Source organism: Paenisporosarcina sp. TG-14 (assembly GCF_000297555.1).
GTDB lineage: Bacteria > Bacillota > Bacilli > Bacillales_A > Planococcaceae > Paenisporosarcina > Paenisporosarcina antarctica.
In genome coordinates, this window is record NZ_AMGD01000103.1 from 1 (window position 1) to 11882 (window position 11882).

At 40.0% G+C, this 11882-nt stretch carries 13 protein-coding genes; all 13 read right to left on the reverse strand.

Annotation, left to right across the window (positions count from 1 at the left end):
• Positions 1-172 precede the first annotated feature (172 nt).
• Positions 173-1471, reverse strand: a complete 1299-nt coding sequence (gene murA, locus C406_RS0118450) for a UDP-N-acetylglucosamine 1-carboxyvinyltransferase (RefSeq protein ID WP_017382135.1) — start codon at positions 1469-1471, stop codon at positions 173-175.
• Positions 1472-1843: 372 nt separating this feature from the next.
• The gene (locus C406_RS0118455) at positions 1844-2080 is read right to left on the reverse strand and encodes a DUF1146 family protein (protein WP_017382136.1); all 237 of its coding nucleotides are present in this window, start codon (positions 2078-2080) and stop codon (positions 1844-1846) included.
• 142 nt (positions 2081-2222) lie between these two features.
• Complete coding sequence (locus C406_RS0118460; protein ID WP_017382137.1) at positions 2223-2630, reverse strand: F0F1 ATP synthase subunit epsilon; 408 nt, start codon at positions 2628-2630, stop codon at positions 2223-2225.
• A gap of 24 nt (positions 2631-2654) precedes the next feature.
• Positions 2655-4070, reverse strand: a complete 1416-nt coding sequence (atpD, locus tag C406_RS0118465; RefSeq protein WP_017382138.1) for a F0F1 ATP synthase subunit beta — start codon at positions 4068-4070, stop codon at positions 2655-2657.
• Between the two features lie 30 nt (positions 4071-4100).
• The gene (gene atpG / locus C406_RS0118470) at positions 4101-4958 is read right to left on the reverse strand and encodes an ATP synthase F1 subunit gamma (RefSeq protein ID WP_017382139.1); all 858 of its coding nucleotides are present in this window, start codon (positions 4956-4958) and stop codon (positions 4101-4103) included.
• A gap of 42 nt (positions 4959-5000) precedes the next feature.
• The gene (gene atpA, locus C406_RS0118475; RefSeq protein ID WP_017382140.1) at positions 5001-6509 is read right to left on the reverse strand and encodes a F0F1 ATP synthase subunit alpha; all 1509 of its coding nucleotides are present in this window, start codon (positions 6507-6509) and stop codon (positions 5001-5003) included.
• A gap of 27 nt (positions 6510-6536) precedes the next feature.
• Complete coding sequence (locus tag C406_RS0118480; protein ID WP_017382141.1) at positions 6537-7073, reverse strand: F0F1 ATP synthase subunit delta; 537 nt, start codon at positions 7071-7073, stop codon at positions 6537-6539.
• Positions 7070-7600, reverse strand: a complete 531-nt coding sequence (gene atpF / locus C406_RS0118485; protein WP_017382142.1) for a F0F1 ATP synthase subunit B — start codon at positions 7598-7600, stop codon at positions 7070-7072. Before atpF ends, C406_RS0118480 begins: the two co-directional genes overlap by 4 nt.
• A gap of 138 nt (positions 7601-7738) precedes the next feature.
• A complete protein-coding gene (atpE, locus tag C406_RS0118490; protein WP_017382143.1) occupies positions 7739-7963 on the reverse strand; it encodes a F0F1 ATP synthase subunit C in 225 nt (74 codons plus the stop codon).
• A 68-nt stretch (positions 7964-8031) separates the two neighbouring features.
• Positions 8032-8748: a F0F1 ATP synthase subunit A gene (gene atpB / locus C406_RS0118495; protein WP_017382144.1), complete on the reverse strand. Its 717-nt coding sequence runs from the start codon at positions 8746-8748 to the stop codon at positions 8032-8034.
• A 29-nt stretch (positions 8749-8777) separates the two neighbouring features.
• A complete protein-coding gene (locus C406_RS0118500; protein ID WP_017382145.1) occupies positions 8778-9149 on the reverse strand; it encodes an ATP synthase subunit I in 372 nt (123 codons plus the stop codon).
• A gap of 625 nt (positions 9150-9774) precedes the next feature.
• Positions 9775-10890 (reverse strand): non-hydrolyzing UDP-N-acetylglucosamine 2-epimerase, encoded by a 1116-nt coding sequence (gene wecB, locus C406_RS0118505; RefSeq protein ID WP_017382146.1) that lies wholly within the window; start codon positions 10888-10890, stop codon positions 9775-9777.
• 21 nt (positions 10891-10911) lie between these two features.
• A complete protein-coding gene (gene upp, locus C406_RS0118510) occupies positions 10912-11541 on the reverse strand; it encodes a uracil phosphoribosyltransferase (RefSeq protein WP_017382147.1) in 630 nt (209 codons plus the stop codon).
• Positions 11542-11882: the final 341 nt, after the last annotated feature.

Genomic DNA, 11882 nt, shown 5'->3' on the forward strand with positions numbered 1-11882 from the left:
GCTCGACAAGAAAGTGTACATTTTCCTACCCGCCAACTACTGCGGGCGGGGATACCGTAATCCTTCATTATTACAACTGAGCTATCAAACGACAATAAACTTGCTTTAATTCAAAAAAACCCTTCATCTAGGTATAAGATGAAGGGTTTTGGAATAGGATAGTATAAGTACATTAAACTGTTTGCATTACTACCTCATCAGATGATTCAGTTGAAACACGTTCAATATCTGCACCAAGTGCTGCTAATTTCAAGTGGAAATTCACATAACCACGATCTAAATGATAAAGCTCAGTCACACGTGTAACGCCTTCTGAAGCTAAACCAGCTAGGATTAATGCTGCAGCTGCACGTAAATCAGTTGCTGCCACTTCTGCACCTTGTAGGTTGGATGGTCCTTGCATAATTACTGAGCGGCCATCAATTTTGATGTTACCGTTCATGCGACGCAATTCTTCCACATGCATAAAGCGGTTTTCAAAGACAGTTTCAGTTATCATACCATTACCTGATGCCGTTAACATCAATGCCATTACTTGAGATTGCATATCAGTAGGGAAACCTGGGTGAGGCATTGTTTTAATATCAACAGATTTCAATGTTTTATCTGCACGGATACGAAGTCCGTCTTCTTCTTCATTAATTTGAACGCCCATTTCCTTCATTTTAGCAATAAGTGCTGTCATATGTTCAGGAATTGCGTTCACTATAGTTACATCACCTTTTGTGATAGCTGCCGCTACCATAAATGTACCTGCTTCTATGCGATCCGGAATAATATGGTGAAGCGTACCTTCAAGTTCGTACACACCTTCAATACGAATTGTGTCCGTTCCTGCACCGATAACTCGGCCACCCATTTCGTTTATGAAGTTTGCTAAGTCGACAATTTCTGGCTCTCTAGCTGCATTTTCAATGAATGTCGTACCTTCTGCTAATGCTGCAGCAGACATAATATTTTCTGTAGCGCCAACACTAGGGAAGTCTAAATAGATTTTTGCACCTTTTAAACGACCATCAATTTTTGCTTCAACATATCCGTGACCGAACGAAATTTCCGCTCCCATCGCTTTAAAACCTTTTAAATGCTGATCAATTGGACGCGATCCAATGGCACAGCCACCTGGAAGTGAAACTCGAGCAAAGCCATTACGCGCTAAAATTGGTCCCATTACTAATATAGAAGCACGCATTTTACTTACATATTCAAATTCGGCTTCACTTGACAAAGTTGCTGATGAATCAATGACGACTTCATTTTTTTCAGGGAAATATTCAACTGTAGCTCCCAGACTTTTTAATACCTCATTAATCGTATAAACATCCGCTAAGTTTGCTACATCACGAATAATGTTCTTGCCTTTCGTTGCTAATAGAGCTCCTGCTAAAACCGGTAATACCGCATTTTTCGCACCCTCTACTCGTACTTTACCAATTAACTTGTGTCCGCCTTTTACAACAATTTTTTCCAAAGCATGACCCTCCATGTTCTCTTTTATGGTTTTACTCTATGTGTGTCGAATTATATCGTATGATGTCATTTATAAGGAATAAAACATTACTTATGTTACAGTCATTTTGTGTATAACACAAGTAACGATACACTCATTTAAAAAAAGATTTATTACAAAGAATGGTCTTATATAATACGTTAATTCTGAGTGCTTTGTGTGGGTCAAAAATGAAACTCTTTCAAACTCTTATTCCTTATGTGACTACATTTACGTTTCCCTATTTTAATAGACTTAAAACATACTTCGACAATTTATTTCCCGGGGAATATTTTATTCTCTCCATGGCCATAGCGACGAAACATTCATCTTTATGGGCACAAAGAGAACGAATCACGAAAATATGTAAGGCAATTGTCTTGACCAACCGGACATCGATAAGAAAAAGTTAGACACTGATGCACCAATTGCGATACTTACTAGAATATATAAAACTTGCACCTGAAAAACATGGTTTTTTTTCACGACTTTATCTAACATGACTGCACGCAATGCAAAGAAAGTAATGCCAATAAAGAATATGTGTGAAAAAACTCCTACAAGTGCTTGTTGTCCTATTTGGTTATACATAGATTTACTCCTTTCAAAGTTAAGTTGATACACGCAATCAATCTTTGGAAGGTAGATTGTCATGTTTATAGAAATTTAACACTAGATGCTCAATAAAAAAGCGAGTCGAAGAGAGTTGCTCTCATCGACTCGCCCTATTTTTTTAGATGTTACCCTCATAAACGTTGATACGATTCATCGCGCGTTTCAATGCAAGTTCCGCACGTTTGAAATCGACGTCGTCTTTTTTAGTTAAATTCAGACGTTCTTCAGCACGTTTCACTGCTTCTTTAGCTCGGATTAAGTCGATGTCTTGTGAGACTTCAGCTGCTTGAGCTAAGATCGATACTTGGTCTGGTCGGATTTCGAGGAAACCACCGCTTACTGCGACGATTTCTGTTTGTCCGTCTTTTTTCAAACGAATGGCACCCATTTCAAGTGGAGCAACCATTGGTATGTGTCCAGGTAAAACACCGATTTCACCGGTTACTGTGTTGGCAATGATCATGTTGACTTCAGAATCGTATACTGGGCCGTCGGGAGTGACAATATTGACTTTTATGGTCTTCATTTTTTCCCCTCCTGGTCCCTGTTATTAAACTTCAACGCCTAAACTTTTAGCTTTAGCAACAACTTCTTCAATGCGTCCAACTAAACGGAAAGCATCTTCAGGTAAGTGGTCATATTTGCCTTCAAGAATTTGTTTGAATCCTTGAACCGTTTCTTTTACAGGAACGTATGAACCTTTTTGACCAGTAAATTGCTCTGCTACGTTAAAGTTTTGAGATAAGTAGAACTGAATACGACGTGCTCGGTTAACCGTTTGCTTGTCTTCATCAGATAACTCATCCATTCCAAGAATCGCGATGATATCTTGAAGTGCTTTGTAACGTTGTAGAGTTGATTGAACTTGACGAGCTACTGAGTAGTGCTCTTCGCCAACGATTTCAGGTGACAATGCACGTGAAGTTGAAGCCAAAGGATCTACTGCTGGGTAAATACCCATTTCAGATAGCTTACGTTCTAAGTTTGTTGTTGCATCTAAGTGAGCAAATGTTGTTGCAGGAGCTGGATCCGTGTAATCATCCGCAGGTACGTAAATCGCTTGAATAGATGTTACTGAACCTAGGTTTGTAGACGTGATACGCTCTTGTAATTGACCCATTTCTGTAGCAAGTGTTGGTTGGTAACCAACTGCTGATGGCATACGACCTAGTAAGGCTGAAACCTCAGAACCTGCTTGAGTGTAACGGTAAATGTTATCGATGAACAATAGTACATCTGCACCTTGGTCATCACGGAAATATTCAGCCATTGTCAAAGCAGTCAAAGCAACACGCATACGTGCACCCGGCGGCTCGTTCATTTGTCCAAATACTAATGCTGTTTTCTTGATTACGCCAGAATCGCTCATCTCGTGGTATAAGTCGTTTCCTTCACGCGTACGCTCTCCAACACCTGCGAATACTGAGATACCGCCGTGCTCTTGTGCGATGTTGTTAATTAATTCTTGGATTAAAACAGTTTTACCTACACCGGCACCACCGAATAAACCGATTTTACCACCTTTAATGTAAGGAGCTAATAAGTCTACTACTTTGATACCCGTTTCAAGAATTTCAACTTCAGTTGAAAGTTCATCAAACGTTGGTGCTAGACGATGAATTGGATCACGGCGATTTTCAACCGGAATTTCTTCGCCTAAGTCAATTACTTCACCAAGTACGTTAAATACACGACCTAGAGTGATGTCACCAACTGGAACGGTAATTGCCGAACCAGCATCTGTAACTTCCGTACCACGCTTTAAGCCATCTGTAGATGACATAGCTACGGTACGGACAGAGTCGTCACCAAGGTGTAACGCAACTTCAAGAGTTAGCGTAGTTGGTGCTTGGTTTGGACGTTCGATCGTAACTGTCAATGCATTATAAATTGCCGGTAAGTGGCCATTGTCAAACTTTACGTCAACAACGGGACCCATTACTTGAAGAACGTGTCCTTTGTTCATAGTTGTTCCCTCCTATCTAACTTACTAATTCTATTCTAGAGCCGCTACGCCGCCAATGATTTCCGTAATTTCTTGGGTAATCGCAGCTTGACGTGCGCGGTTATATTGTAATGTTAATGAGCTAATTAATTCAGTTGCGTTGTCAGTTGCACTTTGCATTGCTGTCATACGTGCAGCATGCTCACTTGCTTTTCCGTCTAGTAAGGCACCGTAAATTAAGCTTTCCGCATATTGCGGAAGTAACACTTCAAGAATGGCATCGGCTGAAGGCTCGAATTCATATGAAGCAGTCGCACTAGATTTAGCGATTTCCGTTAACGGTAGCACCTTTTTCTCTGTAACTTCTTGTTGAATGGCGCTAACATAGTGGTTGTAGTACATATAAAGTTCATCATACGTACCTTCTGAGAACATACCAACAGCTTTGCGCGCAATTTCCTTAATATCAGCAAATGAAGGTTGGTCAGGTAAAGCGATCATGCTTTCAACAACAGTAAGTCCGCGTTTCGTGAAATATTCAAGTCCAATACGTCCAATTGCAAATATTACATATTGGTCGCTTGATGTATGACGTTCTTTAATAGCGTTCGTCACAGCACGTAACACGTTACTGTTGTATGCACCTGCAAGTCCACGGTCAGATGTGATGACTAGGTAAGCAGTTTTCGCTACAGGACGATAAGTTAACATTGGATGTCCACTATCTTGTGTACCTGATGCAATTGCTATTACGACTTCTTGGATTTTCGCCATGTACGGAACAAATGATTTCGCATTCAATTCTGCACGGTTCAATTTAGAAGCCGACACCATTTGCATTGCCTTTGTAATTTGACTCGTTTGCTTTGTTGATGTTATTCGGCCTTTTATGTCGCGTAATGATGCCACTGGTAATTCACCACCTTATCGTTTTTTATTCATCCAAAAAGATTACTCTGATTTTGCAAATGTCTTTTTAAACGCTGAGATCGCGTTTACTAAGTCTTCGTCAGCAGGAAGATCTTTTGTTGTACGGATGTGATCTAAAACGTTTGTGTGGTTTGAATCTAACCAGCTGTGCAATTCGTTCTCAAAACGAACGATATCTTGAACTGGGATTTCATCTAAATGACCACGTGTTAGAGCGTAAAGAATAATAACTTGTTTTTCAACCTTAAGTGGTTTGTTCAAGCCTTGTTTCAATACTTCTACTGTACGCACGCCACGGTTAAGTTTCCCTTGTGTAACTTTATCAAGGTCAGAACCGAATTGAGAGAATGCTTCAAGTTCACGGAATGCAGCTAAGTCAAGACGAAGTGTACCCGCAACTTTTTTCATTGCTTTAATTTGAGCTGAACCACCAACACGTGATACAGATAAACCTGCATTAATTGCTGGTCGAACACCTGAGAAGAATAAATCAGATTGCAAGAAGATCTGTCCATCTGTAATCGAAATTACGTTCGTTGGAATGTAAGCAGAGATATCTCCAGCTTGTGTTTCAACGAATGGAAGAGCTGTAATTGAACCTGCTCCAAGTGTTTCATTCAACTTAGCAGCGCGTTCTAATAAACGGCTGTGTAGGTAGAATACATCCCCTGGATATGCTTCACGGCCTGGAGGACGACGAAGTAATAATGAAAGTTCGCGGTAAGCAGCAGCTTGTTTAGATAAATCATCATAAACAACCAATACGTGCTTGCCTTCGAACATGAACTCTTCAGCCATAGTTATTCCTGTATATGGTGCAAGGAATAATAGTGGAGCTGGTTGTGATGCTGAAGCTGTAACAATGATTGTGTATTCTAATGCGCCGTTTTTACGAAGCGTTTCAACTACGTTACGAACAGTCGATTCTTTTTGACCGATTGCTACGTATATACAAATCATGTTTTGGTCAGCTTGATTTAAAATTGTATCAATTGCAACAGATGTTTTACCTGTTTGACGGTCACCGATGATTAACTCACGTTGACCACGGCCGATTGGTACTAATGCATCAATCGCTTTGATACCCGTTTGCAATGGCTCATGAACCGATTTACGGGCCATAACACCTTGTGCTGGGCTTTCGATTGGACGTCTTTTCGTTGTGTTGATTGGGCCTAAGCCATCAACTGGTTGGCCAAGTGGATTGACAACGCGGCCAATCAATTCTGGTCCAACTGGTACTTCCATAATACGGCCTGTACGACGTACTTCATCGCCTTCTTTGATATCTGCATATGGTCCTAGAATAACGATACCTACATTGTTAGCTTCTAAGTTTTGTGCCATACCCATAACACCGGTAGAGAATTCTATTAACTCTCCAGCCATGACGTTGTCGAGACCATGAGCACGAGCGATACCGTCACCAATTTGGATAACTGTACCCACATCGCTAACTTTCATCTCAGATTGATAATTTTCAATCTGCTGCTTTATCAAGACACTGATTTCTTCAGCTTTGATGCCCATGTATGTCACCTCTTCCATTTCATAATATTAACCAATTAGTTCTTTTTTCAAGCGTTCTAACTTCGCGCTTACACTGTTGTCGAAAATGCGGTTACCAATTTGTAAACGAATTCCACCAAGTAAAGATGGATCGATTTCATTCTCAATACGTAAAGATTTTTTCCCTACTTTGCTAGCAAATGCAGTCGAAATCGCTTCACGCTCAACATCTGTTAAAGCTCGTGTTGAAAATACTTTCGCATCTGCAATACCTTGAGCTGCGTTTGAAAGTTCTTCAAACTCAGTAACTACTGCTACCGTTTCGTTAATACGTTTATTGTCAATTAATAATTGTAGTGTGTTTACGATAAATGGATTGGCATTACTGAACAATTCACGAATTATTTCTTTTTTACGATCTAAAGAAAGCTTTGGTGAAGCGAGCAATACTGACAACTCCGGATTTTCTTTAAAGACAACTTTTACTTCACGTAAATCTTCTTCTACGTGAGCTAGTTGGTTATGCTCTTGTGCTAGTTGAAATAGCGCAAGGGCGTAAGGTTTTGCTGTAGTTGATTGACTCATCCTACATCGCCTGCCTTCGCAATCGTTTCTTCAATTAACGCACGGTTATCTTCCTCAGAAATTTGTTTTCCAAGAACTTTAGATGCGGCAAGTACAGATAGAGAAACAACTTGCCCACGTACTGCTGCTATTGCTTTTTCTTTCTCTGTTTCAATCTCACGGACAGCTGATTCTTTCATGCGATTCGCTTCAGCGCGTGCAACAGTGACAATTTCTCCACGTTGTACTTCGCCTTGTTTCTTAGCGTTTTCAACAATCGCTTGTGCTTCCGTTCGTGCTACTTTTAATAAACTATTTTGTTGTTCTAATAATTTACCTGACTCTATGCGGCTATTTTCAGCTGCTTCGATTTCATTCGCAATCAATTCTTCACGTTGTGTCATTATGCCCATCAATGGACCCCATGCGAATTTCTTCAGCAGTAGCATCAAAATGATGAAAATAATTAAGGTAGTAAAGATATCACCAGTGTTCAGCAAATCCACTTCACCTTCAGTGGCATTCAGTACTAGGTAGTCTAAAAACACGATTGTTTCACTCCCTTCCAGAACTTTATTCTATGTGTGATGCTAAAAATATAATTTATTGAATAATAAGTATCTCAAAGATGTTTACTTCTCAAAAATTAATGGCGAAGAATACTTCGCCATTTTAAAAATTTTAGATTAACGGTTTAATACGATAAACGCGATAACTGCTGCAATGATTGGAAGTGCCTCAACTAATGCAACACCGATGAACATTGTTGTTTGAAGAACGCCACGAGCTTCTGGTTGACGAGCGATACCTTCTACTGTTTTTGAAACGATCATTCCGTTACCAATACCTGCACCAAGTGCACCTAAACCAATTGCTATCGCTGCTGCTAAAAGACCAACTGAACCTACCATAATAATAATTTCCTCCTTGGAATATACATTTTTTTTTTTGTTATTTGCTCAAATAAATGAACATTATATTAATGATCGCGGCTCACTTTGTGTGCCATATAGACCATCGTTAACATAACGAAGATAAACGCTTGGATTGCTCCTATAAAGATCGAGAAACTTTGCCAAGCAAGTGTTGGTACGAGTACGCCCATAAATCCTAAAATACCTGCAGCGCCAAAACCTAAACCAGCTAGTAAGCCCAGTAGGATTTCTCCTGCGTAGATATTCCCGTAAAGACGAAGACCAAGTGTCAACGTATTTGCGAACTCTTCAATAATTTTTAAGGGTGCTAAGAACGGTAGTGGACGTAAAAAGTCTTTTCCGTATTCTTTCACGCCTTTCATTTGAATCGCATAGAAATGAGTTAAAATAACGACCATTGAAGCAAGCGTCATAGCAACTAGTGGGTCAGCTGTTGGCGATTTCCACCAAAGTTCACCTTTAATTATGACTGAAAATGGAAGACCTAACATGTTTGCCACAAAGATAAACATAATTAGTGTAATTCCAAGCACATGGAATCTACCACCTGTTTTCCAGTCCATGTTGCTTTTGATAATACCCTTTACGAAGTCCATTATCCACTCCATAAAGTTTTGCATACCGGTTGGTTTCACACTTAATTTACGTGTTGAGATAACAGCAATTAAGAAAACAATTAGTGCGGTAACCGATAGCATCAAAACGTTAGATAGATTGAACGTCAGCCCAAGCCATACAACGGTTGGATTGTCATGATGCACGATTCATTCACCTCTCTTTCACAATTCGTTTAATGGTGTTTCACATGGTATACAATTCTGTCTACAAGTAAGTAAACATACGGAATCATCAACCCGATGACCGTGCTAGCTAAGTGAATATGTTCGGGGATGGATATGGCAATCGCGACAGCCGCAATACCCGAGGCGAACCTAAGTGCAGTGCCGAGCGACGCTACTTTCTTCCCTTCACTTAAGGAGCGGTCGAATTTTTCCAATCTCCGTACGAGGAGCCAAAAATTATACAACCCGAATAGGGAGCCTATTGCTAAGCCAGCAAACACCGATTGGACAGGTGTAAAACCCCATCCGAGTGCACAGAATGCGAGCAAAAAAAATACGAGTTTCTTTTGCCTTGCGTAAACTAGCTGTAAATCTTGCATAGGTTATGTATCTCCTGAACCGTATTTTCGAAAGGACAGAATCATGACTGTCACACCAGTATCTAGTCCAATGAACAGACACAGCACTAAAAAATAACGGGGTGGTGTCTATTTCGCGTGGAGCCACAAAGTTGTGAATACGCCGATAAAATAGAACCAACAAGTTGTGAGACAATAGCCGACTAAAAGGCTATTACTTATAAAGAACCTCTTGTTATACGCATGATAACCCCTAAGTTTTTACAAAATACGTAAAAACCGCGAATCTAATAGAAAGTAGATATGACAGGCTTTCAAAGCGTCGTTACTGATGAAAACCTTCTGAATTATACCCTTTGTAAGCATACAATAGGGCTAAAATGATGTCAATTGATTCCCTAGATTAACTTCACAATGTCTTCACGCTTGACATATTGTAGACAAATTCATGAACAGCGGGCTCAGTTGTTATGAAATTTAGGTAATTTAGACTACAATATTTCAATTTATTATTATATTTTCGTAATATACTTTGTTGAGATTTAAGGGATTTTCAGAAGTGGAGCTCGATTTTTTTATTCTCTTTAACTGCGTGATGAAACCGCGCTTTAAAAAACAAAAGGGCTGCCGAGGCAGCCCTAATTTTCTATTTATTTAAATAGATTTTCAATGCTTCGACGATACGTCTTGATGCTTGTCCGTCACCATAAGGATTTGAAGCTTGTGACATGGATGCATAAGTTTCTTCATTCGTTAACAATTCTTTTGCTAAGCCATAGATTGTTTCCTCATCAGTACCCGCTAACTTTAAAGTACCTGCTGCAATTCCTTCAGGTCGTTCTGTTGTATCGCGTAATACAAGGACTGGCTTACCTAAAGAAGGTGCTTCTTCCTGAACTCCACCTGAATCCGTCAATATAATGAAGGAACGTGATGCAAAGTTATGGAAATCTAGTACGTCTAGAGGTTCTATTAAGTGAATGCGTGGATCGTTACCTAGCACTTCATTCGCTAATTCTCTAACAACCGGATTCATGTGAACTGGATACACAACTTGTACATCATTATGTTCTTCAATTAATCGCTTAATTGCACGGAACATGTTGCGCATTGGATCTCCTAAGTTTTCACGTCTGTGAGCAGTTAATAAAATCATGCGGTCTGTACCGATTTGTTCCAACACCGGATGCGTATACTCTTCACGGACCGTTGTTTTCAATGCGTCAATGGCCGTGTTACCAGTAACGACGATAGAGTCTTCCGGTTTGTTTTCACGGCGAAGGTTAGCAGCCGATACTTCCGTTGGTGAGAAATGAATATCTGCCATCACACCTGTTAATTGTCGGTTCATTTCTTCTGGGTACGGAGAATATTTGTTAAACGTACGAAGTCCCGCTTCCACGTGACCAACCGCGATTTGATTATAAAATGCCGCTAAGCTAGCAATAAAAGTCGTTGTCGTATCGCCATGTACTAATACGATATCAGGCTTCGCTTCTTTCATGACTGCATCCAAACCTTCAAGTCCACGCGTTGTTACGTCGATTAATGTTTGGCGGTCTTTCATAATGTTCAAATCAAAGTCTGGCGTGATGCCAAATGTGTCTAAAACTTGGTCAAGCATTTGACGATGTTGCGCAGTTACTGTGACGATGGATTCGATATCATCTGTATGTTTCTGAAGTTCTAAAACAAGTGGTGCCATTTTTATTGCTTCAGGTCGAGTTCCAAAAATCGTCATGACTTTAAATTTTTTAGTCAACGGCTAAGCACATCCTTACACTTATTTTGTTCCAAACAAACGGTCACCAGCATCGCCAAGTCCAGGCACGATATAGCCGTGGTCATCCAGTTTTTCATCAAGTGCTGCAATGTAAATGTCAACATCTGGATGTAGTTGTTTAATAACTTCTACACCTTCTGGAGCAGCTATTAAACACATAAACTTAATGTTTTTCGCACCACGAGATTTAAGTGAATTAATTGCTGCAATTGCCGATCCACCTGTTGCTAGCATCGGGTCTACCAATATAAAATCACGCTCTTCAACATCCGCCGGGAGCTTCACATAATATTCAATAGGTTGTAATGTTTCTGGATCACGGTACAATCCGATATGACCAACTTTAGCAGCAGGCATTAATTTCAAGATACCGTCTACCATGCCAATACCAGCACGTAGAATAGGCACGATGCCAAGTTTTTTTCCTGATAAGACTTTCGCTTTCGCTGTCGTTACAGGTGTTTCAACTTCTACGTCATCTAGTGGAAGATCACGCGTGATTTCGAAGGCCATCAATGTAGCTACTTCGTCCACCAATTCACGAAACTCTTTTGTACCCGTTCTCTTATCACGAATATAGGTTAATTTATGTTGGATTAATGGATGGTCAAATACGTATACTTTTCCCATTAGGTCATCTCCTCTACGTTCAAACTTCATCTATTATAGCAGAAAAAAACGATAACGTTCTACACGATTGTTATTTACACTTTTAAGAAAGTTTCGTTTATTAGACTACTTTGTGGAGGTAAAGGTTCCTTCCTAGCGCTACTGTTAGTGAAGTGTGGTTCTTTGTCAAATTACGTTGGTGAAGAATTTTAGTCGGCTATAATTTATTTATTTGTCGAGGGACTTTCTGGATAGTCTTTTCTTGCGATTAGTCAAGTATCCTGTTGCTTTCCGTTCCAGCGCACTTTCATGTTTCGAAGCTAGCGTAGCGATGCAGAAACAGATGGACGCTTTCCGCGGGC

Bases quoted from the DNA above. Each gene is read 5' to 3' on its own strand.
- atpE (WP_017382143.1), bottom strand. From the start codon at position 7,963: ATGGTAGGTTCAGTTGGTCTTTTAGCAGCAGCGATAGCAATTGGTTTA.
- atpD (WP_017382138.1), bottom strand. From the start codon at position 4,070: ATGAACAAAGGACACGTTCTTCAAGTAATGGGTCCCGTTGTTGACGTA.
- C406_RS0118480 (WP_017382141.1), bottom strand. From the start codon at position 7,073: ATGAGTCAATCAACTACAGCAAAACCTTACGCCCTTGCGCTATTTCAA.
- upp (WP_017382147.1), bottom strand. From the start codon at position 11,541: ATGGGAAAAGTATACGTATTTGACCATCCATTAATCCAACATAAATTA.
- C406_RS0118460 (WP_017382137.1), bottom strand. From the start codon at position 2,630: ATGAAGACCATAAAAGTCAATATTGTCACTCCCGACGGCCCAGTATAC.
- C406_RS0118500 (WP_017382145.1), bottom strand. From the start codon at position 9,149: ATGCAAGATTTACAGCTAGTTTACGCAAGGCAAAAGAAACTCGTATTT.
- atpA (WP_017382140.1), bottom strand. From the start codon at position 6,509: ATGGGCATCAAAGCTGAAGAAATCAGTGTCTTGATAAAGCAGCAGATT.
- C406_RS0118455 (WP_017382136.1), bottom strand. From the start codon at position 2,080: ATGTATAACCAAATAGGACAACAAGCACTTGTAGGAGTTTTTTCACAC.